This is a genomic window from Dolichospermum sp. UHCC 0260 (assembly GCF_009711985.1).
Taxonomy (GTDB): domain Bacteria; phylum Cyanobacteriota; class Cyanobacteriia; order Cyanobacteriales; family Nostocaceae; genus Dolichospermum; species Dolichospermum lemmermannii.
This window is the reverse complement of record NZ_VIKZ01000029.1, coordinates 24273-45835: the sequence shown is the minus strand read 5'-3', so window position 1 is coordinate 45835 and position 21563 is coordinate 24273. Positions and strand designations below refer to the sequence as shown.

Annotated in this window: 21 protein-coding genes; 12 read left to right on the top strand and 9 right to left on the bottom strand. The window is 36.1% G+C overall.

From position 1 onward, the window contains the following. Positions 1 to 170: 170 nt before the first annotated feature. Together FJR08_RS12955 and FJR08_RS12950 are read right to left on the bottom strand one after the other, a co-directional pair. Positions 171 to 587, bottom strand: coding sequence for a photosystem I reaction center subunit II PsaD (locus tag FJR08_RS12955; RefSeq protein ID WP_015079642.1), 417 nt, complete (start codon positions 585 to 587; stop codon positions 171 to 173). Between the two features lie 210 nt (positions 588 to 797). Continuing rightward, positions 798 to 2786, bottom strand: a complete 1989-nt coding sequence (locus FJR08_RS12950; protein WP_168633437.1) for a DICT sensory domain-containing protein — start codon at positions 2784 to 2786, stop codon at positions 798 to 800. Positions 2787 to 3485: 699 nt separating this feature from the next. Between FJR08_RS12950 and ovoA the strand changes: the two genes are divergently transcribed. From ovoA to FJR08_RS12930, 4 genes are all read left to right on the top strand, one after another. Next, positions 3486 to 4808: a 5-histidylcysteine sulfoxide synthase gene (ovoA, locus tag FJR08_RS12945; protein WP_168633436.1), complete on the top strand. Its 1323-nt coding sequence runs from the start codon at positions 3486 to 3488 to the stop codon at positions 4806 to 4808. A gap of 99 nt (positions 4809 to 4907) precedes the next feature. After that, positions 4908 to 5885, top strand: coding sequence for an L-histidine N(alpha)-methyltransferase (egtD, locus tag FJR08_RS12940; RefSeq protein ID WP_168633435.1), 978 nt, complete (start codon positions 4908 to 4910; stop codon positions 5883 to 5885). A gap of 70 nt (positions 5886 to 5955) precedes the next feature. Next, entirely contained in the window at positions 5956 to 6783 is an 828-nt protein-coding gene (locus FJR08_RS12935) for a sterol desaturase family protein (protein ID WP_015079638.1), read from the top strand. A gap of 271 nt (positions 6784 to 7054) precedes the next feature. Beyond that, a complete protein-coding gene (locus FJR08_RS12930) occupies positions 7055 to 7552 on the top strand; it encodes a DUF427 domain-containing protein (protein ID WP_168633434.1) in 498 nt (165 codons plus the stop codon). A gap of 174 nt (positions 7553 to 7726) precedes the next feature. On the opposite strand, the gene FJR08_RS12925 is transcribed toward FJR08_RS12930, so the two are convergent. The 4 genes from FJR08_RS12925 to FJR08_RS12910 form a co-directional block, all read right to left on the bottom strand. Next, entirely contained in the window at positions 7727 to 8131 is a 405-nt protein-coding gene (locus tag FJR08_RS12925) for a putative toxin-antitoxin system toxin component, PIN family (RefSeq protein ID WP_168633433.1), read from the bottom strand. Then, the gene (locus FJR08_RS12920) at positions 8128 to 8367 is read right to left on the bottom strand and encodes a hypothetical protein (RefSeq protein WP_168633432.1); all 240 of its coding nucleotides are present in this window, start codon (positions 8365 to 8367) and stop codon (positions 8128 to 8130) included. The genes FJR08_RS12925 and FJR08_RS12920 overlap by 4 nt, the downstream gene beginning before the upstream one ends. Positions 8368 to 8458: 91 nt before the next feature. Further along, positions 8459 to 9985 carry a glycine betaine ABC transporter substrate-binding protein gene (locus FJR08_RS12915; RefSeq protein ID WP_168633431.1) on the bottom strand — a complete coding sequence of 509 codons (1527 nt, stop codon included), beginning with the start codon at positions 9983 to 9985 and terminating at the stop codon, positions 8459 to 8461. A 23-nt stretch (positions 9986 to 10008) separates the two neighbouring features. Beyond that, positions 10009 to 10776, bottom strand: coding sequence for an ATP-binding cassette domain-containing protein (locus FJR08_RS12910; protein WP_168633430.1), 768 nt, complete (start codon positions 10774 to 10776; stop codon positions 10009 to 10011). Between the two features lie 352 nt (positions 10777 to 11128). On the opposite strand from FJR08_RS12910, the gene FJR08_RS12905 reads away from it, so the two are divergent. From FJR08_RS12905 to FJR08_RS23260, 8 genes are all read left to right on the top strand, one after another. Then, positions 11129 to 13390, top strand: a complete 2262-nt coding sequence (locus FJR08_RS12905) for an amylo-alpha-1,6-glucosidase (protein WP_168633429.1) — start codon at positions 11129 to 11131, stop codon at positions 13388 to 13390. 666 nt (positions 13391 to 14056) lie between these two features. Beyond that, a complete protein-coding gene (locus FJR08_RS12900; protein WP_015079632.1) occupies positions 14057 to 14737 on the top strand; it encodes a hypothetical protein in 681 nt (226 codons plus the stop codon). A 148-nt stretch (positions 14738 to 14885) separates the two neighbouring features. Further along, positions 14886 to 15854 carry a GTP-binding protein gene (locus tag FJR08_RS12895; RefSeq protein ID WP_168633428.1) on the top strand — a complete coding sequence of 323 codons (969 nt, stop codon included), beginning with the start codon at positions 14886 to 14888 and terminating at the stop codon, positions 15852 to 15854. Between the two features lie 80 nt (positions 15855 to 15934). Further along, a complete protein-coding gene (locus FJR08_RS12890) occupies positions 15935 to 16978 on the top strand; it encodes a WD40 repeat domain-containing protein (RefSeq protein WP_168633427.1) in 1044 nt (347 codons plus the stop codon). Positions 16979 to 17413: 435 nt separating this feature from the next. Beyond that, the gene (locus FJR08_RS12880) at positions 17414 to 17647 is read left to right on the top strand and encodes a hypothetical protein (protein WP_168633426.1); all 234 of its coding nucleotides are present in this window, start codon (positions 17414 to 17416) and stop codon (positions 17645 to 17647) included. Further along, positions 17644 to 17985 (top strand): type II toxin-antitoxin system PemK/MazF family toxin, encoded by a 342-nt coding sequence (locus FJR08_RS12875; RefSeq protein WP_027404955.1) that lies wholly within the window; start codon positions 17644 to 17646, stop codon positions 17983 to 17985. The genes FJR08_RS12880 and FJR08_RS12875 overlap by 4 nt, the downstream gene beginning before the upstream one ends. Before the next feature lie 104 nt (positions 17986 to 18089). Next, a complete protein-coding gene (locus tag FJR08_RS23630) occupies positions 18090 to 18332 on the top strand; it encodes a transcriptional regulator (RefSeq protein ID WP_323294542.1) in 243 nt (80 codons plus the stop codon). Positions 18333 to 18383: 51 nt separating this feature from the next. Then, entirely contained in the window at positions 18384 to 18512 is a 129-nt protein-coding gene (locus FJR08_RS23260) for a DUF29 domain-containing protein (RefSeq protein WP_217357516.1), read from the top strand. Positions 18513 to 18608: 96 nt separating this feature from the next. Here the strand turns inward: FJR08_RS23260 and FJR08_RS12865 are convergent, their stop codons facing one another. From FJR08_RS12865 to FJR08_RS12855, 3 genes are all read right to left on the bottom strand, one after another. Next, positions 18609 to 19349 carry an amino acid ABC transporter ATP-binding protein gene (locus tag FJR08_RS12865; RefSeq protein ID WP_015079628.1) on the bottom strand — a complete coding sequence of 247 codons (741 nt, stop codon included), beginning with the start codon at positions 19347 to 19349 and terminating at the stop codon, positions 18609 to 18611. Between the two features lie 71 nt (positions 19350 to 19420). Next, entirely contained in the window at positions 19421 to 20566 is a 1146-nt protein-coding gene (locus FJR08_RS12860) for an amino acid ABC transporter permease (protein WP_168633455.1), read from the bottom strand. A gap of 57 nt (positions 20567 to 20623) precedes the next feature. Further along, positions 20624 to 21550 carry an amino acid ABC transporter permease gene (locus FJR08_RS12855; RefSeq protein WP_168633425.1) on the bottom strand — a complete coding sequence of 309 codons (927 nt, stop codon included), beginning with the start codon at positions 21548 to 21550 and terminating at the stop codon, positions 20624 to 20626. Positions 21551 to 21563 lie beyond the last annotated feature (13 nt).

Sequence of the window (21563 nt, the reverse complement as noted above, 5' to 3'; positions counted from 1 at the left end):
TCATGGGTAAGGGGGCAAAATTTTTCTTTTTTCCCTATTACCCATTACCCACTACATAACGATTAGTTGACAACGGCGTAAATCAACCAACAATTAAAAATCACACAAAAAGCTAGTTATTTCTGCTTTTTTAATTTTTAATTGTTAATTTTTAATTCCGCCCTGCGGTACTAAGCGTCGTGAGTAGCTTTACCGCTGAATTTGATTTGTGCAGGGTTGGGGTTTTGACCGATTCTGCGGGGTACGTGACGCACCATAGAACGTCCAGCATTTACTTTTTCAGGGAAAACGCCATCAGCAGGGTGAATCATGGTAGTTTCGCCGCCGGGGAGAATGCGGTAAACTTTGTAGTCGGTGATTTTGAATTTGCGAAGTTGCGCGCCTAAAGCAATACCGTACTCTTTGCGAGCAATGTAAAGTAGGTTTTCGCCTTTTACCATTTTAGCAGCGCCACCTGTGGGCATTTCAAAGACTTGCTCTTTAGGGCTAGTCCAGGTGATAGCGTACTTTTCTTCTACATCAGCTTTTGTGAGTAATCCGCCAGTGCTGCCACCAAAGATTGGGGTTTTTCCAGTCAAAGTTGCCATAAACTGTCTCTTGTAGGTTTTTACGGCATACTAACATTGGAACTCGACTTATGTTGCGATCGCGTTATAGACTGTAACAGTTTTTAGTAATTAGTTGGTGGTTAGTTGTCAGTTGTCCGTTGTCAGTAGGGGCGAAGCATTTGGAAGATAAATTATCGGTCATTGCCAAAAATAGTTCCCCAAATGCTTCGCCCGTACAGTGGTTAGTGGTTAATTATTTTCCTGGCTGCCTTGGACGATGGGAATTGTAAAATGAAATTGACTGCCTTGATCTTTACCTGTGGATTCTGCCCAAATTTTTCCGTCCCAGCCGTTGACAATTTGGCGACAAATTGCTAAACCCAATCCAGTCCCGCCGGTTGTTCGCCGTAATGCCCCTTCTTCCTGGTAGAAGCGGTCAAAAACGATTTCTAGGCGATTGGGTTCAATTCCCCTGCCTGTGTCCGCTACGGTGACTTCTAGCATCTCCTGACTATTGCTAATGGCTTTAATAATAATTTGCCCAGAAGAGGGAGTAAATTTACAAGCATTATCGACAAGTTTGGCGATTACCTCTACTAACCAATCACCGTCAGCCCTGACTAAAGGTAGGTTGGCAGAAATTTGATTTGTGATCTTGGGTATTTTTTCTTGGCTAGAGCGTGTCCGTAAGCGACTGAGGGATAAATCTACACATTCTTGGATGGTTAATGATTCAGGATGCCATTCTACCCGACCACTTTCTAAGTTAGAAAGGGTTAAAAAGTCTTGTACCAGTTTCCGCATTCTTTCGGAGTCTGCAAGGGCTGTATTCAACATTATTTGTTGCAATTCCCAAGGCATATCCGGTTCAGTAGCCAAGCTTTCTAAACAAACTTGAATGGTGGATAATGGAGTGCGGAGTTCGTGTCCAGTAATGGCAATTAAGTTACTGCGGGTGCGGTCTAAGGCTTCTAATTGTTGGTTGAGTTCTTCTAAATTGGCAAAAGATTCCGCTTGAATCAGGGCTGCACCAATTTGAGTAGCGATCGCCTTCACTAAGTCTAACTCCCCTGGTTGCCATTCATGGGGAGGAAAATGGCAATCGTGTAACTCCACAATTCCCAGTAGTCGCCCTTGATATAATACGGGTTCGATTAACCAAGAACGCACGCTAAACTTCTTCACAATTGACGATAAGGCTGTTGATTTCTTTATTTTGGAGTCCCCCACGGTATCAGCTACATATACTCCCTCCTGTTGTTGTAAAACCTGCTGAAACAGGGGATTATTTTGTAACTCCCAACTTTGCCCCAGTACAGATGTAACATTAGAGTTCAAAAATTCATGTTCGATTATAGCTTTGGCATCTGTAGCTTGGGCGCGATAAATTAGACAACGACAGGCTTCTAAATGTTGTCCCAACTCCTGAGCCGCAACTTGGAGAATTTCTCGTGGATCAAGCGATCGCCTAATTGCTGTACTAATGGAATTTACCAACCGTTCTTTCCTTGCTTGATCCGCAATCGCACGGTAAGCTTTATGCAGCTTATACTGACTAGCTTGCAGATATGTCACCAACCTCTGCACAAAAGGATCTGTATCAGTATAATCTACATATTTATGATTGAAATTAACTTTTAACTCGTTTGTTGATTCCTTAATATTTAACCGCTGCTTCACTTCATCAACTTTATCCGCTAAATCTGGCCGATAAATCTCAATTCTATCTAATAACAATTGAGCGGCTTTTAAGCATACCCCTCTTTCCGATGTCCAAATCCCCTCAAATCTTCGCGCTGTATCCATATCCAAACTAGGAATCATCTCTGGGATATATTGATTTTTGGCCAGAGAACCCAGGCTTTCTCGACAGATTAAGCAAGTAACATAGTTATCAGCAATTACTAGCAAATGCCATTCTTGCGCTAAAGCATCATCAGGCTCAAAAGCGACCTTTTCATAATATTCTGAGCTATTAGCAAACTCTGTTTCTGGTGCAGATAATACATATATTTGATTACTTTTTTGTGCAAGTCGCTGATAACGATGAGCTTCTTGCCGGTAAAATCGCTCTTGCTGGAAACTAGCAATGATCAAAGGACTGTCTAAATTGGCTGCTAAAACTTGATCTTCCATTGCATGGGAGAGAGCGGTTAGTGAAGCCTTAAAATATAACTGAGGTCGCAGATGGGGGAGTGAGTTTAGTAAATCACTCAGCACGGAAGTGGAAATACTCATTAGTCATTAGTCATTAGTCAGTGGTCAGTGGTCAGTGGTCATTAAACACATATTACCTGTGATCTATTACCCTTATCTATTACCAGTCGCAAGAACATTTATCTATTTTTTTTAACCTTAATATAGGTTGGTTCGTACCTAATGTAGTCGGGGCAATGTATAAGCTTAACGAATTTGCTTGCATAATTTGGCATTTTGGAAATTCATATCCTTATTTTAGATTAACCTAAAAAGACTGTTTATATTTGTCTTCCGTAAATATAGGAATCTAGTTTTTGGTAAAATTGCCAAAAATATTAAATTTTAGTTAAAAATCAAAAAATAGTCCCAATATAGGCTATTTAACTCTATAGCCTGTAATTATTGCCCAAAAAATTCTGTAAGTGTTTATCACTGAGATAAAATTTCCATCAATGCTAAAATTAGTCTCTGGCTTTATTTACAAAAGTTAATTTATTCAGGTCATCCCCATAATTCCCCCAGGGGAAACGCATCTAAATTTTATTGACAAAATACCGATTTAATGCGTAAACCAATAAATCCTCATTTATCGTTTGATTGATTTTTTCAGAGTCATAGTGATGGAATAAAATATTGTCAATAATGGTCGTTAATGCGAATATTTTGGTCATTATTGAGATTAAATTGCCCTTATTGATAAGATGCGTTTCCCCTGCATAATTCCCCCAGGTTAAGAAAATGACAGATGCTCATATTCCCCAACTCGATAATTGTAGTTCCACAACCCTACTCAAATATTTTGAAAATTCCTGGGAACTGGAAGAAACCTTAATGAAGAGTTTGGTTAAAGAAGAAACATTTTATCTAAATCCCGATCCTTTAAGAAATAAATTAATTTTCTATCTTGGACATTCGGCTGTTTTTTATATTAACAAATTAATTCAAGTGGGATTAATAAAAAATCGGATTAATCCCCAATATGAAACCTTATTTGAAATAGGAGTTGATCCAGAAACACCAGCAGAACTAGAGGTAGCCATTCAAGGAGTCAACTGGCCTAATATCAAAAAAGTTTGGGAATATCGAAACAAAGCCAGAGCAGAAATTACCACAATCATTAATAAGACTCCTTTAGATTTACCCATTCATCAACAGCATCCTATTTGGGCTTTATTAATGGGAATAGAACATAGTCGTATTCATGTCGAAACCTCTTCCATGCTGCTGCGTCAATTACCCGTTGAGAACTTAAAACGTCCCCAAGGATGGAATTATGCACCTACTAATGGAGAAATTCCACATCATCAAATGCGAGAAGTTCCTGGTGGTGTAGTAAAATTAGGAAAACGCCAAGATGATTTAACTTTTGGTTGGGATAGTGAATATGGTCATTTAGAAGTTGAAGTAAAACCATTTTTAGCAAGTCAATATCTCATTACCAATGGAGAATTTTTAGAGTTTGTCCAAGCCGGTGGTTATAATAATGTAAATTATTGGCATACTGAATCTTGGGCATGGAAACAACTCTACAATATCCAATATCCCAAATTCTGGATACACCAAGAAAATAACTATCGCTATCGTGCCACATTTGATGAACTAGATTTACCTTTAGATTGGCCTGTAGAAGTCAACCATTATGAAGCCATGGCATTTTGTCGGTGGAAAGGTAAAAATACTCGGTTAATGACAGAAGCAGAATGGCATCAAGCCTTAAAAATATCAGCAGATTCCAGTTTAGCAAATAACTATAATCTTAACTTACAATTTATTTCTCCCACGCCTGTGGGAATGTTTTCAGAAAATCATCAATCTGGACTTTCTGACCTACGGGGTAATGTCTGGGAATGGTTAGGGGAAACATTCAAACCCTTACCAGGATTTAAAACTCACCATCTTTATGAAGATCAATCTGCACCCTTTTTTGATGATAAACATTTTATGATGTTGGGTGGTTCTTGGGCAACGAATGGTACAATGGCTTTACCTTGTTATCGTAACTGGTTTCGTCCTTATTTTTATCAGCACGTCGGTTTTAGAGTTGCTGAAAGTTTGGATTAATAAAATCGAGATCCCCGACTTCTTTTTTTATTTTATGAATAAATTATCAATTGATATCAGAAGTCGGGGATCTTATAATCACTCTAGAGGATTTAGAAAATGATTACACAACCTTTAACCGTTTTAGATCATCATTATCAAGAGTTAAGTATTGATGGCAAGGATGTTATTAAGGGGTTAACTGAAAAACTGAAAAGTTTACCTCCCAAATATTTTTATGATGATCCTGGTTCTCAATTATTTGAAAAAATTTGTGAGTTACCAGAATATTATCCGACTCGCACAGAAGCCTGGATTTTAGAACAATATGCTGATGAAATTGCCGAAATTACAAATTGTTGTGAGTTAATAGAATTAGGTAGTGGCAGTTCTACTAAAACTCAAGCTTTATTAACTGCTTATCAGAAAATTTCTGGTAATTGTAGATATCTGCCTATTGATGTCAGCGGAGGGATTCTCAAAACTAGTGTTTTACAGTTACAAGAAAAGTATCCTGATATTGCTATTCATGGATTATTGGGAACTTATGAACAAGCTTTAGTCCATCTAGAATCGAATTATTTACAATCGCGGATGTTGTTTTTTCTGGGAAGTTCTTTAGGCAATTTTAACCCGGAAGAATGTGATATTTTCTTAAATCAAGTTTCTCGAACCTTACAACCAGGAGATTACTTTCTGCTAGGGATTGATTTACAAAAGCCCCCGGATATTTTAGAAGCTGCTTATAATGATAGTCAGGAGGTGACTGCTGCTTTTAATTTGAATATGCTTTCTCATTTAAATTGGCGGTTTCAAGGTAATTTTGATATCAGTTTGTTTAAACATCAAGCGGTTTATAATCAAGTTGATCATCAAATTGAAATGTATTTACATTGCCAAAAAAGCCATTGGGTATCTTTAGAACTTTTGGATTTAAAGATTTCCTTTGAAGCCGGAGAAAGTATCCTTACAGAAATTTCTCGTAAGTTTAATTTAGCAACAATGGAAAAAAACTTGTCAGATAAAGGATTGAAAACTGTAAAAACTTGGACAGATGAAAAAGGCTGGTTTGGATTGATTCTTTGTCAAGTTGAATGATCCAGATATTCAAATAGAAAATCAAGAAAGATGTTTTTAGCTAAAGGTTAGAAAGTTGTTGGGTGTAGATATGCAAAGATTTTTGAATTTTTGTTTGGAAATCGAGTTTTATATCAAGATTTCTATTTGCTGCACAATTGTGCAGCAGGTATTTTATTTGCTGTTCAATAATATAGAACTTAATTTTATCACCCAGGTATTACTATACTGGCTGATTGGTTCTATCTCATTTTATGCTATTGGTTTTTTCATTGAAAAATTCATCAAAAGTAAAGATAATTTAACTGAAAAATTAACTGCAAGAGTTAAAAAAGTAAAAAAGCAATCATTTCCTGCTTTCACTTTCAAAGGTATAATTACAGGAGAAATTAAAAGTTTAATAGCAGCATTAATCATACTATATTTAGCCCCAGAAGTTCATAGAGGTAATAGTTTACTTTTAAATTTGGGATGGTTTTTTATGAGAATAGTTGCGGCTGATTTCTGCTTTTATATAGTCCATAGATTATTTCATAAAAAAGCATTTCTCAAAATCCATCTTAAACATCATGAATTTCAAGATACATCCAGTTTTGTAGCTGGACATAAAAGCCTTCTAGAATATATTATTGTTACCATCACAGACGTTTTACCAATCTTTATATTTGGATATGACATCACCCAACTTTGTGCATGGAGTTTGATAGGTAACATTTATAATTTAGAAGGACATAGTTCTTTATCAATATTTTTCATTCCCTCAGACTTTCATGATCTTCATCACACTAATTTTAATGGAAATTATGGTATTCATGGATTTTGGGACAGAGTATTTAAAACACTTAATCATCCTACCAAGAAACTGGGAATTATGTTTCCTGTGAGTATTCTTGAGAATAAAATTAAAACTCTCAAATGATCTAGTAGTGTAGATGTAGAAGTTTCTTAAAATTTCCCTGACAATTTTACAAAAGCAACTGACTAACCATGAAACCAAATCCTATCCCCCAGGGGAAACGCATCTTATCAATAAGGGCAATTTAATCTCAATAATGACCAAAATATTCGCATTAACGACCATTATTGACAATATTTTATTCCATCACTATGACTCTGAAAAAATCAATCAAACGATAAATGAGGATTTATTGGTTTACGCATTAAATCGGTATTTTGTCAATAAAATTTAGATGCGTTTCCCCTGTCCTATCCCCCCGCAACCGGGTCAAGAATCAGTCTGGGACTATCCCCGTCCGGCAATTTTAGAAGATACTAACAAACATCTGAAGATAATTGTGAATGGGATTGTTTTGGCAGAAACACATCAAGCTAAAAGAGTCTTAGAAACAAGTCATCCTCCAGGCTATTATATTCCGGCTGAAGATATTAAGTTAGAACATTTAATAGAGACACCTAGAAAGACTTGGTGTGAATGGAAAGGTTGGTGTCAATATTATGATATTTCCGTAGGAGATAAATACATAAATAATGCTGCTTGGCGATATATTCAACCCAGTCCTAATTTTATCTCAATTCAAGAATATTACAGTTTTTATGCCAGTTTAATGGACGCTTGCTATGTGAATGATGAATTAGTTAAAGCGCAAACAGGTGATTTTTACGGAGGGTGGATTACTACTGATATTGTTGGCCCATTTAAAGGTGAACCAGGAACTATGTGGTGGTAAATAAGTTTTCGTAGGTTGGGTTAAGTGATAGCGCAACCCAACAAAAGCCTATCAATGTTGGGTTTCCTAACGTTAACCCAACCTACATCATTATAATCCACATTATTATATGCACAATAGCTTAAAGAATGAAGATTTCAGTCGTCAAAAGTTGGAATTTAACTTAACTTTTCATCAAGATAAATATGCTTCCCTAAACTGAGAAACTGAGATAATTTTAGTCTCAATTAGCGTTTGTGCTTCGCTAAAATCTTTATCTCCAGTAATGAGTAAATCAGCTTTAGCTGCTATAGCACAGCTAAGAAACTTGGCATCTTTTCTATCTCTTTTAAACTCAATATTATTATCAACTGTAATTAATGTGGTCACATCTTTTACACATTCTAAAAAAAGATTTCGTTTATCTAAATTAATGTTTAACTTTTCCCTATTTAATACTGATTGATATTCTTCAAGAATTTCTTCTGACACTAACCAAGTATACTCTAAATTAAAGGCAATAAATAAAACTACTTGTTCAGGAACTTTATTCTTTAAAGCAGCCGATATGAGAATATTCGTATCTATAATAACCCTCATTCTGCTCTTCGGTAAGCATCAATTTCCTCACGAATTTCTTCTTGTGTGATTTCTTGGGAAGAAGGTAAAGATTGAATTTCTTTGAATAAAGACTTCAATTGATTAGCTGCTGCTAATCTTTTTTCATCAATTACCTGAATCTTGATTTCTACTTTTGTTCCTACTGCAAAAGGTAAATTAGAGAGAACTACCTGTTGAGAATTATCAATCGTTAAATAAGTTTGATAGGCATTCATTTTTTACACTGTTAAATATTTCTTGTTCTATATTAGCATAGTTACTGTTTTTTGGGGAGGATAAGCAATTATTTTTAATGAAAATTAAAATCTATAATTGTTGAGATTTTAACCACTCACTGACAACTTTTTCCACTGGTTGAGATTGATTATCTACTTGATAATTCATCTTTTGGATTGCAGTTGTAGAAACTTTTCCTCCTAATTGATTAATGGTATCTGTCAATTCTGGATATTTTTGGAGAATTTCTTGATTAAAAATAGGTATAGCTTGATATGGTGGGAAGTATTTTTTATCATCTTCTAAAATCACTAAGTTTAAAACTGGAATTAAACCATCTGTAGAATTGGCAGCAATAAAATCTACTTGCTTTTCTTTTAATGCTTGATACATTAATCCTAATTCCATTTGTTTGATATTGGCAAATTTTAAGTTGTAGGTTTGGGATAATCCTGGATAACCATCTGCTCTTTCTAAAAATTCATAACCAAATCCTGCTTTCATTTGCGGACTATATTTACCAGCTTCAGAAAGGCTTTTAATTTGCCATTTTTTGGCATCTTCTCCTCGGATAATCATGGCAAAGGTATTTTCAAAGCCTAAAGGCTTCATCACTGCTAATTTCAATTTTTGATCATAGTATGCTTTGACTTTTTGATAAACAATTTCAGGATCACCAATTGGTTTTTCTTTTAAAATAGTCGTAAATGAAGTTCCTGTATATTCTACATAACCGGCAATTTTTCCCGCTTTTACTGCTTCATGAGCAATAAATGTTCCTCCTAAGTTAAAACGACGATCTACTTTTAATTTGGTATGATTTTCTATGTGTTGTGCTAATAATTCTCCTAAAATTACTTGTTCTGTGAAATTTTTAGAACCGATAATAATTTTTGCTGGTGCTTGTTGATAGTTAAAAGCTATTAATCCTGCGATAATTAAGGTGATTATTCCCAAAACAATACCTATTTGCTGATTAAATTTACCTTTATTTGCTATTTGTTTCGTGAGGTTTTTTTCTAATAATCCTAAACCGAAATCTGCACTCAAAGCAATTACAGCAGCGGGGACTGCTCCGGCTAAAATTAATTCATTATTAACTGTGGAAATACCGCGAAAAATAAATACTCCTAAACCACCACCACCAACAGCAGCAGCAATTGTGGCTATTCCTACGGATATAACTGTGGCTACTCTTACCCCTGCTAAAATGACTGGTAAAGCTAGGGGAATTTCTACTTGCAATAGTAATTGTTGATCTGTCATTCCCATGCCTATCCCGGCTTCTTTAATGGCGGGATTGATGCTATTAATGCCAATATATGTATTACGAATTATGGGAAGTAAAGCATAAAGAGTTAACGCAAATATGGCGGGAGTTTTACCAATTCCTCCCAGAAAAGGTACGGAAATTAAAAAACCAAAGATGGCTAAACTAGGGATGGTTTGAATGGCGTTTGCTAAACCAAGAATAGGAGCAGCTAATTTTGGTTGACGAGTGATAAAAATGCCTACAGGAAGACCAATAGAAATGGCGATCGCTAGAGATATGATGACTAATATTAAATGTTCTCCACTGTGGATAATTATTTCTGAACCGTATTGAAATAAAAACATAATTTTTGGATTTTTATCTAATTTTAATTAAGTTGCTCCCAATTATTACCAACATTTAAACAAGCTAGAAATGCTTTTGCTTCTGGATGTTGAGATTGGAGAAATTCTCTTCTAGTTCCTAATACAACTAAATTCCCTTCATCCATTAAACCAATTCTTGTAGCTAAAAAGAAGGCCTCTTGAATATCATGGGTGACAAATATCACGGTTTTTCCTAATTGTTGTTGTAAATATTGAAATTGTTGTTGTAATTCTAAACGGGTAATTGGGTCAAGTGCGCCAAAAGGTTCATCCATTAATAGTATAGGTGGATCTGCGGCTAAAGCTCTAGCAACTCCCACTCGCTGACGTTGACCTCCTGATAATTGATGGGGATAACGTTGAGCAAATTTTTCTGGTTCTAATCCCACTAAGTTTAACATTTCATAAACTCTATTTTGAATTTTCTGTGGTGGCCATTTTTCTAAAGATGGGACGAGTCCGACATTTTCCGCGATGGTAAAATGAGGAAATAAACCTGTTTCTTGGATGACGTAACCTATCCGTCTTCTCAGTTTAATGGCATCCCAGTTAGTTGTGGGACGATTTTGGACTAAAACTTGTCCTTGGGTGGGAATAAGTAAATGATTAATTAATTTTAAAGTTGTGGTTTTTCCACTCCCACTGCGTCCTAATAAAATTAATGCTTCCCCTTGATGAATGCTCAGATTTAAGTTAGATAATAGGGGACGGTGATTAATGGCAAAACTGGTATTTTGAAACTCAACGGCAATTTCTGATGTTGTTGACATAATGGTTTCGTTAAACAAAATTAAGGTGGTCAGATCCCCGTCAGATCCCCGACTTCTTAGAGAAGTCGGGGATCTTATTGGTTCTGTATGAAAAGAAACAAAGGTGGTGAGTATTTTTGATTCACCTCTTTCTACTTTTTTGAGATTTTATGCCTGAGTAAGTATTCTCTACCTCTAGCACCTCTCAATGTTTATGAAGGAATAAACCCTTGGAAAACAGCCAGTTTTCAGGCTTGACTTCTAATTAATAAGGTATACATTTATAGAAATTCATTGTCTTAGATTTAATTACTTTTGTTTTTTAAGAGTATTGATTTGAGCAAATTTACACCTGTATAGGTAACTCTGGCTAATGACACCGGATACATTGATGACTCCAGAAACAATTGTCCTCGACAACAGAACTTTTACTCCCGCAGACCAAAAAGAGATTTCCGAATGGCCTTGTGTTGTCAGTCAAAGACCACAGCCAACCATTACAGTTAAAGATGATGATTTATTCCTGGTGACAGATACCATGGGGAATATTTCCGATTGTTACCTTTATGGTAGCACTCCTAGTATGGGGATGTTTTGCCGTGATACCAGGTTTTTGAGTCGTTTGGAGTTACAGATTGAAGGGCGATCGCCTATACTACTGAGTAGTAACGCTGACAAGGGATTTGCCCTCTCGGTTTTATGTACCAATCCTGATTTAGAGAATCTTTTTAAGGCTGATACTGTGGGTATTCGTCGAGAACTGGTTCTCAATGGGGCATTATTTGAAGAAATAGAAGTTGCTAACTACAACACTACCAGCATTGTTTTTGAACTGAGTCTGAGTTTTGATGCTGATTTTGTGGATTTATTTGAGGTTAGAGGTCATCATCGCCAAAAACGGGGAAGACTTTTACATTTAAATGAATTAACATCTGATCATGTTGCATCCTCATCTCCTCAAACCCATAAAGAAGAATCTCTAACCCTTGCATATCAGGGTTTAGATGCTTCGATTATGGAGTCTCTAATTCAATTTCAGCATTTACAACCAACTCGGTTTCACGGTTCTACGGCAGTTTGGCGCATAGAATTGGCATCTCATGAAACTAAGAAGTTAGGTTATCGGCTGAATATGTTCACTGACAATCAACCTAGCTCTACTATCAGTGCTGCCTCTACTTTAGCACAAGCAAAAGCTGCTGAATTAATGGAGGAGCAAAATTGGTTGCAGCAAATTACCCGGATTAGTTCAGATAAAAGTCTTTTTAATCGCGTCATTTCGCGGGCTGAACAAGATATATATTTGTTACTTCAGTCCTTTGGCAAACATAAAACTGTTTCTGCTGGAGTTCCTTGGTTTTCTACTTTGTTTGGTCGAGATTCGATCATTACCGCGTCCCAAACCTTGATGTTGAATTCCAAAATTGCCAAAGAAACCTTGATACTATTGGCAGAATATCAGGGTCAAACTGATAATATTTGGCGGGAAGAAGAACCTGGTAAGATTTTACATGAACTGCGGTTGGGAGAAATGGCGAGATGTCAAGAAATTCCCAATACACCCTACTACGGTACTGTGGATGCTACGCCGCTGTGGTTAATGTTGTATGCTGAATATTACAGTTGGACTCATGATCAAGAAACCTTGGAAGCACTGTGGCCAAATGCTTTAGCGGCTATGGGTTGGATTGATCGTCAACTTCAAGAAACTGGTTATCTCAGCTATGCACGCAAATCTAAAGGTGGTCTAATTAACCAAGGTTGGAAAGATTCTGGTGATTGTATTGTCAACCGCAAAGGAGAATTAGCCATTGGGCCAATTTCTCTGTGTGAGGTGCAAGCTTATGTCTATGCAGCGAAAAACCGCCTCGCAGAAATTGCCAAAATCCAACAACGCCCAGACTTAGAAGAACTTTGGCAAACAGAAGCGAGACAACTTAGGGCTAAATTTAACCAAGATTTTTGGTTAGAAGATCAAGATTTCTGTGCTTTGGCTTTGGATGGAGAAGGTAAACCAGTAGATAGTATTAGTTCTAATCCTGGCCAGTGTTTAAATTTGGGGATATTTACGTCTGCAAAAGCCTATAGTGTGGCAGAAAGACTGCAGGCTGCGGATATGTTTAATGGTTGGGGAATTAGAACTTTAAGTAGTTTGTCACCGGCTTATAATCCGATGGGTTATCATACTGGTTCAGTTTGGCCTCATGATAATTCTATGATTGGAATGGGATTGCGATCGCTCGGTTTAATTGATCAATCTCTCGAACTATTTCAAGGGTTATTCAACATGACCTCCCAGCAACCCTATCAACGTCCTCCAGAACTATTTTGCGGTTATGAAATGAACGGTGATAATGCTCCCGTCCAGTATCCCGTTGCTTGTACTCCCCAAGCTTGGGCTACAGGTAGCATTTTTCAACTATTGCAAATGATGGTGAATTTAGTCCCAGACGCACAGAATAATTGTTTGCGAATTATTGACCCAGCTTTACCAGAATCAATTAACAATTTATCTTTTCACAATTTGCGTGTTGGTGGCACGATTTTAGATTTAGAATTTGAACGAATTGGTAGCACTACCGCTTGTCGAGTTGCGAAAAAACGCGGTAATTTGCGCGTGGTGATTGAAGCTTAAATTGAACAATAAGATCCCCGACTTCTCTGAGGAGTCGGGGATCTGACTCTGACACCAATCAAATAGGATGGCTATATTCTGTAGAGATTTATCAAAAATGCCCACACATAGCAAAAGTTAATTAAACTTTCATCTGTACTTGATGTGAGCTTTATTTTTCGTATGTTAGACTTGCCTAAGTTCTAGAAATTCAGCACCCAGTATTTTTTTGGGTACTCACATAGAGCAGGTTTTCAGGGATTTTGATGAACTTTGTCCATCTAGGATGACTCAATCTTCAAGCATATCATCAGTAATCATTTGTCTGTCACCATCAAGCACGACAATTACAAAAATAATCTGGGATGTCAATTTACCTGGCTCAATAAATTTGAATTGAGCTAAATTTCTATAGCTTAATTGTAGTTTTGCTGATGAATATTTTTAGCATCCTACCTTAGAGGTTGTTTGAAAAGTATTATATCAAACCCGTAATCTCCAAAAACCTAACCCCCCTACCCCCCTTCCCTGCAAGGGAATGGGGGTTTTAAAGCCTCTCCCCTGCAAGGGGAGAGGTTTGGAGAGGGGTCAGTCTATACATTCAAAACTTTTCAAACATCCTCTTAATGTGCCGCGTATCCGACATATCAAAAACATCTTTTCCAAACTATTGAGGTTGATTAATTCATGGTTACTAGTATTAGAAAAACAGTTCGGGGAATAGTTTTTACAAATCGCCACCTAGCAAGACTTTACTATTTTTTGAGTTTTTCTCGTCCAGTTTTACCACAATGGGTTGGTGCTGATTACTACCGCGAAAAATCATCTTGGGGATTACAACCAGAGCGTTGTCCATGTGATCTTGAATTAGTTGAATACTTACAAAAGCATAATATCCAAGATCAAACCATCTTCCATTTTGGCACAGGCTCTCATCATATTCTAGGATTGGAAAATCAGAAATTTTCTCAACCAAATGAAATTATTGGGATTACTGCTTCTGCACCCGAACATCAAGAATATGTCCGATTATCTCTTAAAGATCGTCTACTGTCCAAGTATTATAAGGTTCTCTGTACAGATATATACACCTTGACAGATCGTTCTTTACCCATGCTCGATGTAATTTCTTTGTTTCATCTAGGCGAATTTTATATGCCTGAAGAAGCACCTTTTTTACATCATAATGAAGAATCTCTTCTAGCGATGTTTCTTAGTAAACTGAATCCCAATGGCAAAATTCTCTTCTATACAAAATCAATTGGTTGGGGTCATGCTAAACCAATGATTGAATCATTTGTAAAACAGGGGAAAATGCACAAGATTGAAGAGTATAAGAACTTATTGGTATATACCAAGGGTAGCTAAACTCACGGTAATAGAGATTGGTATCATGTTCATTTAATTAATGCAAGAGTCAGATCCTCGATTTCTCTAAGAAGTGGGGGATCTTGTTTTTCAGGGCTAGATAGGGCTATACTCAATAAAATTAACCTAAATTAATCTCAGGTGGGCGATGACTTCAGAAACATTTAATTCAGTACCAGTAACCGTTTTAACTGGCTACTTAGGCGCAGGTAAAACCACTCTATTAAATCATATTCTTACCTACGAACACGGTAAAAAAGTTGCCGTTATTGTCAACGAATTTGGCGAAGTAGGTATTGATAATCAATTGGTAATTGATGCAGATGAAGAAATATTTGAAATGAATAATGGCTGTATTTGTTGTACAGTTCGTGGTGATTTAATTCGCATCATTGGCAATTTAATGAAACGCCGAGATAAGTTTGATCATTTAGTCATTGAAACCACTGGATTAGCTGATCCTGCACCTGTAATTCAAACGTTTTTTGTAGATGAAGATCTACAAGATCAATTATCATTAGATGCAGTTGTCACAGTTGTTGATGCTAAACATATTTGGCAACATTGGGAAGCGGACGAAGCTCAAGAACAAATTGCTTTTGCTGACGTGATTTTATTGAACAAAACTGATTTGGTAACACCAGAAGTTTTAGATGAATTAGAAACCCGGATTCGGTCAATGAATGCAATGGCAAAAATTCACCGCACCCATAATTCCGAATTAGCAATGTCAGCTTTATTAGGAATTCAAGCATTTAATTTAGATCAGGCTTTAGAAATTGATCCTAATTTTTTAGGAGAAGATGCTCATGTCCATGATGAAAGCGTCTCTTCTGTAGCTATAGTCGCAGCAGGTTCTGTAAATGGTGAAAAAATCAATGCCTGGATGTCAGAATTACTCAGAACACAAGGAACAGATATCTTCAGAATGAAAGGGATTTTAAATATTGAAGGTGAGGATACTCGTTTTGTTTTCCAAGGAGTACACATGATATTTGAAGGTCAAGCAGATAGACCTTGGAAAGTAAATGAAACTCGTAAAAATGAACTTGTATTTATTGGTAGAAATTTAGATGAAACTAAATTAAAAGAAGACTTTTTTGCTTGTATGAGTTAAATAAACTAATTAGATCCCCGACTTCTTCAAGAAGTCGGGGATCTGGAAATCTGTAAATCTGTAAATGAAATATCAAAACTATGAACTTAACAACTAGCAAATCTCCAGAATTTACAAAACATTATTCCACAAAACTTGCAGATTATGTCACCGCTTTGGCTTGGTCTTCTCAAGGAGAAATACTAGCAGCTAGTTCGGCGGCTGGAGAAGTTATTTTATGGGAAAATGGCGAATTAACAACCTTACAAACTGCTACAGATAAAGCAGTAAATTGTCTGGCTTTTTCCCATCATGGCAAATATTTAGCCATTGGTGGACAAGATGGTAAAGTAAAAATTTGGTGTGAAAATCAATTAATTAGCACTTTAGAAAATGCGCCTGTTTGGGTTGATCAATTAGCATGGAGTCCTACTCATAATCAACTAGCTTTTAGTTTAGGGCGTTATGTGCAAATTTGGGATGCAGATACATTAGAAGTTATTGCTACTCTCAATTTTAATGATTCCTCAATTTTGGGAATTGATTGGCGCAAAGATGGCAAATATTTAGCTATTAACGGTTATAAAGGCGTAAAAACTTGGTCTACTCAAGATTGGGATGAAGAACCATTTATGCTTTCCATGTCTACCGTCAGTACAGCAATAGCTTGGTCTGGTGATGGTGAATATTTAGCATCTGGAAATATGGATCGGACTCTCACCGTTTTACAATGGGAAAACCCTGATCCTTGGGTCATGCGTGGCTTTCCAGGAAAAATTCGTCACTTAGCATGGTCAGAACTAAAAGCCCCCACAGGTGCGCCAATTTTGGCTGTTTCCAGCGTTGAAGGCATAGTAGCATGGGAGAAGTCGGTAGATGAATCTGTGGGTTGGGAAGCGCAAATATTAACCAATCATGTGGATATCATTAATGCAATATCTTTTGCACCCCAAAGTTTTATTATTGCTTCCGCTGGTGCTGACGGTTGGTTATGTTTATGGGATGAAAACAAACAAGTATCACAGATTTTTACCGATACAGAAGCAGGTTTTTCTACCCTATCTTGGCATCCCCAAGGACAATTTTTAGCCGCAGGTGGTGAACAAGGTGAATTAATTATTTGGTCAACTTCTTTGGGGAATTAAAAATTAAAAATACCTTGAAATTTGCTAAGGTGTTAATTAAGGTTTAATATTTTTGGATAGGTTGTTTGGAGATAATACAGCACTTCCCGGTGTTATGAGGTACATATCTAGCGGGCAAGATGCCCGCACTACAAGAGTTTCATGATTCGACTTTGTACCTCATAAGAGCGGAAACCGCTGTAATAAATTATCACACCAGCACAAGAACAAGAAATCGTGAATTTACGGGCATTAAATTTAACACCAAAACAAATAGCCCGAAAACTAGGTATCAAAGTATTAGAAGTTAATGCAACGATTCACAATCAAGCAGATTAGTAAAAGGAGAATTATTTTTTATGAGTCGGTTTTAACCGACTTTTGCTTTTAGACAGGGAATTTATTCCCTGGCTGTCTTATATCTAGTATAATGGATAATGATTAGCGGTAAAAACTATGACTCAATTACTTGAAGAAGCCATTAAACAAATAAAGCAACTTCCTGAAACCGAACAAGATATAATTGCTAGACTCATTCTCAACGCTTTAGAAAATAATTTAGCTGAGAAAAATTTGTCTGTTATTGATGAAAGTCATACTTGGACAGAAGAAGACCAACTTGATATCACCTCTTTTTCTTTACAATATGCTGCTTCGATATTTCCAGAAAGTGACGAAATAACACAGTGAAATTTAATCCTGGGGATGTGGTAACGGTTGATTTTCCTGGCGCTACAGGTATTAAACGCCGTCCGGCTGTAGTTTTATCATCTGTAATTTATCACGCAAATCGTCCTGATGTTATCATTGGATTAATTACTTCTCAAACAACTGCATTAGGTATTACTGACTATATACTTCAAGATTGGAATGAGGCTGGTTTACGAGTTGCGTCTATTTTTCGCAGTTATATTGTGACACTGCCACCTTCAGCTAATTTTAGTTTAATTGGTCATTTGTCAGAGCGTGATTGGCTTGGTGTTTGTAATTGTGTGAAAATATCTTTGGCCAAGTTAGATAGTTTATGAAAGTTTAGGGTTTTTCCCAAGCAAATACGCAAAATGTAAATGGACTGCCTCGGAATTGAACCGAGTTTTCTCCCTTTTGTATGCAAGCATAGGCATTAAAAGAAATCGAACAAATTTTTGATGCTGAACCTAATACACCAGAATATGAGAAATTAGATATTTTAACGACTTTAGTAGAAGTCTATGAACAACAAAATTATCCTATTGATCCTCCATCTCCTATCGCAGCTATATTATATTATTTAGAAAGTCGTAATCAAGGAGTTTCTACTTTTATTGAAAATTTAAAACATCATGGGGTTAGTGAAGAAATAATTAATATAGCTTTAAATGAAATGACTCACTGATTATTGATTATCATGTCATCAAATAATTGTAGTCAGGGGTAAATTAAATTGATGACCATAACTTATCAAATAGAGTTCAATATCTGGCTTGAAGAAACAGCCAAATTATTACTAGAAAATCGCTGGACAGAAATAGATAAAGAACATTATCAAATCTTCCCAATATTTGGACATCGTTAAACCTGCATTTAGATCCCCGACTTCTTTGATAAATTATCATTATTTACAAAAGATTAAATTAAGAAGTCGGGGATCTTTAGCCTGAATTAAATCACCCTAGAGAATTTGGGATAAAAATTTCCTGGTTCTTTCTTCCTTGGGATTAGTAAAAAAGGTGTCGGGGGTAGAGGATTCAACTAATAAACCGCTGTCCATTAGCACTACTCTATCAGCAACTTCTCGCGCAAATCCGACTTCATGGGTAACAACTACCATTGTCATTCCGTCATTAGCTAGGTTTCGCATTACGTCTAAAACTTCTCTTACCATTTCTGGATCTAATGCTGATGTCGGTTCATCAAATAACATGATTTTCGGTTGCATTGCTAATGCACGCGCTATGGCTACTCGTTGTTGTTGTCCACCAGATAATTGTCCTGGATATTTTTGTGCTTGTGCTAAAATTCCCACTCTTTCTAATAATTGCATTGCTAATTCTTCGGCTTTAACTTTGGATATTTTGCGGACATATATTGGTGCTAAGGTGATATTTTCTAAAACTGTTAAATGGGGAAATAAATTAAATTGCTGAAATACCATTCCCACTTCTCGACGAATTGTTTCAATATTTCTTAAATCATGACTGAGGGTAATCCCGTCAATGGTAATAGTTCCTTGTTGATATTCTTCTAAGGCGTTAAATGTTCTAATAAAGGTTGATTTTCCTGAACCGGATGGTCCCATTAAAACAACCACTTCTCCCCGTTCTACGGTTAAACTGACACCTTGGAGGGCATGAAATTTACCATACCATTTGTGAACATCTTCAGCAATAATTATCGGTTTTGATTCTGTCATATATTCCTTTTGTGTAGTTTAAGATTTAAATAGATATTTAGGAATGTTGGGTTTCCTTGCGTCAACCCAACCTACGATGTTAATTGTTTCTCTAGGTTTTTAGCAGCTAAGGACATTGAATAACAAAATACCCAATAAATCAACCCGATAAATAAATATACTTCTGCATATCTTCCTAAAAATTGCGGTTGTGCTAATATAGAGCGTGCCATTCCTGTTAATTCTACTAATCCTACTAATGATAAAAGAGAAGTATCTTTAAATAAACCAATAAATTGACCAACAATTGCGGGAATAACTGCGCGTAAGGCTTGGGGTAATATGACTAATATGAGTAATAAAGGTGTATTTAATCCTAGTGCTTTTCCTGCTTCTATTTGTCCTCTGGGAATTGCTTGTAGTCCTCCGCGCACATTTTCAGCCATGTATGCTGCACTAAATAATATTAGTCCCACAATACCTCTGAGTAAACGATCTAAACGTAAATCTGCTGGTAAGAATAAGGGTAACATAACTTGGGCTAAAAATAGAATCCCAATTAAGGGTAATCCTCTAACAATTTCAATATAAAGAATAGAAAACCACCGCACTACAGGTAAATTGCTGGTTCTTCCTAATGCGAGTAAAACTCCTATAGGAAAGGAAAGGAAAATACTAATTATTGCCATTAATAGGGTAAGTAATAACCCATTCCATAGGTTTGTAGATACAGATTGCAATCCTAAACCACCACCAATTAACCAGATAATTATGAAAAATGATGATAACCAAATTAGTGAAAGCCAAGGTGTGATGATTTTAGTAAAATTTTGACCAATTATCAAACCTGCAAATATTGAACCTACTATTAATAATAACCATAAACGGCTTGTTAATGGTATGGGGAAAATAAACAGTGAAATCCCCATAATCACAACAGCAATCAAAGAATTGCGGTTTGTGAATATTGCTTTTTTGGTAAATGCACTCGCTGTAATTGCGGTTAAAGTTGTAGATATTCCCAAAACAACCCAAATCCGCCAATATAAACTTTGGGGAAATCTTCCTACTAAAAATAAGTGTAAATTAACTTGGATTACTTGCCATTGTGCCTTAGTAATTAACCAAATTGCAAATCCTTGAACTAACCAAAATAGAAAGATAAAACAAACAACAGTTAGTAAACTATTGTACCAATTATTAAAGAGATTTTTTCTTAACCAAGTCAGTTTAATCATCATAGAAATGTGAAACCATGTAGAATAATTATCACCCGTATTTATCTGCGTTCAACATTATCTTTCCTTAATTTGCACAGAACGATTAAATAAATTCATGGTGAAAGAAATTATCAAACTCAAAGTCAGATAGGTAATCATAATTAACAGCATTACTTCTACCGCTTTCCCAGTTTGGTTAAAAGTGGTAGAAGCAACAAAATAAATATCAGGATAACCGATAGCGATCGCTAAACTAGAATTTTTTGTTAAATTGAGATATTGACTGGTTAATGGGGGAATAATCACCCGCAACGCTTGGGGAAAAATCACTAATCGCATTGCTAAATCTGGTTTTAACCCCAGAGATTTGGCGGCTTCTAGTTGTCCTTTTGGTACTGATTGAATTCCTCCCCGCACAATTTCCGCAATAAATGCACCTGTGTAAAAAGTTAACCCCAATAATAAACTAGAAAATTCTGGAGACAAGGTAAACCAAGGAAGTTGAATCCCGTTTTGGCTAAAGTTAACAAAACCCAATAAGGAAAGTTTATTTTCGGCTTTGGGAAAACTCAAGAAAACTGCAAAATACCAAAATAGCAATTGCAATAATAATGGAGTATTCCGAAAAACTTCTACATAAACCAGACTAATTTTCCTCACTAACCAATTATCTGATAATCGCGTAATTCCCGCAGTAATTCCCACAATTGTGGTGAGACAAATTCCCATTATTGCTATTCTTAAAGAATTAACTAATCCTACTAATAAAGCATAATTATAGGCATCCGTTGGTTGATAATTAATGAGAGTTTCACCAATATCAAAAGATGCTTGTTGCTTGAGAAAATTAAATCCAAATTGAATTCCTAATTGCTGTAAATTTCGTCTGACATTCCCCCACAAGATAATAACTATAACTACTGCTAAAAATACAAAAATTAGCTGAATAGCTTTTTGCCAAAAGCGATGATCACGCCAGAAAGGAGGTTTTGAATTGGTCATTAGTTAGTTGTTA

Coding starts and splice junctions, on each gene's coding strand:
- FJR08_RS12955 (WP_015079642.1), bottom strand. CDS start 587: ATGGCAACTTTGACTGGAAAAACCCCAATCTTTGGTGGCAGCACTGGC.
- FJR08_RS12950 (WP_168633437.1), bottom strand. CDS start 2,786: ATGAGTATTTCCACTTCCGTGCTGAGTGATTTACTAAACTCACTCCCC.
- ovoA (WP_168633436.1), top strand. CDS start 3,486: ATGACAGATGCTCATATTCCCCAACTCGATAATTGTAGTTCCACAACC.
- egtD (WP_168633435.1), top strand. CDS start 4,908: ATGATTACACAACCTTTAACCGTTTTAGATCATCATTATCAAGAGTTA.
- FJR08_RS12935 (WP_015079638.1), top strand. CDS start 5,956: ATGCAAAGATTTTTGAATTTTTGTTTGGAAATCGAGTTTTATATCAAG.
- FJR08_RS12930 (WP_168633434.1), top strand. CDS start 7,055: ATGCGTTTCCCCTGTCCTATCCCCCCGCAACCGGGTCAAGAATCAGTC.
- FJR08_RS12925 (WP_168633433.1), bottom strand. CDS start 8,131: ATGAGGGTTATTATAGATACGAATATTCTCATATCGGCTGCTTTAAAG.
- FJR08_RS12920 (WP_168633432.1), bottom strand. CDS start 8,367: ATGAATGCCTATCAAACTTATTTAACGATTGATAATTCTCAACAGGTA.
- FJR08_RS12915 (WP_168633431.1), bottom strand. CDS start 9,985: ATGTTTTTATTTCAATACGGTTCAGAAATAATTATCCACAGTGGAGAA.
- FJR08_RS12910 (WP_168633430.1), bottom strand. CDS start 10,776: ATGTCAACAACATCAGAAATTGCCGTTGAGTTTCAAAATACCAGTTTT.
- FJR08_RS12905 (WP_168633429.1), top strand. CDS start 11,129: ATGACACCGGATACATTGATGACTCCAGAAACAATTGTCCTCGACAAC.
- FJR08_RS12900 (WP_015079632.1), top strand. CDS start 14,057: ATGGTTACTAGTATTAGAAAAACAGTTCGGGGAATAGTTTTTACAAAT.
- FJR08_RS12895 (WP_168633428.1), top strand. CDS start 14,886: ATGACTTCAGAAACATTTAATTCAGTACCAGTAACCGTTTTAACTGGC.
- FJR08_RS12890 (WP_168633427.1), top strand. CDS start 15,935: ATGAACTTAACAACTAGCAAATCTCCAGAATTTACAAAACATTATTCC.
- FJR08_RS12880 (WP_168633426.1), top strand. CDS start 17,414: ATGACTCAATTACTTGAAGAAGCCATTAAACAAATAAAGCAACTTCCT.
- FJR08_RS23260 (WP_217357516.1), top strand. CDS start 18,384: ATGACCATAACTTATCAAATAGAGTTCAATATCTGGCTTGAAGAAACA.
- FJR08_RS12865 (WP_015079628.1), bottom strand. CDS start 19,349: ATGACAGAATCAAAACCGATAATTATTGCTGAAGATGTTCACAAATGG.
- FJR08_RS12860 (WP_168633455.1), bottom strand. CDS start 20,566: ATGATTAAACTGACTTGGTTAAGAAAAAATCTCTTTAATAATTGGTAC.
- FJR08_RS12855 (WP_168633425.1), bottom strand. CDS start 21,550: ATGACCAATTCAAAACCTCCTTTCTGGCGTGATCATCGCTTTTGGCAA.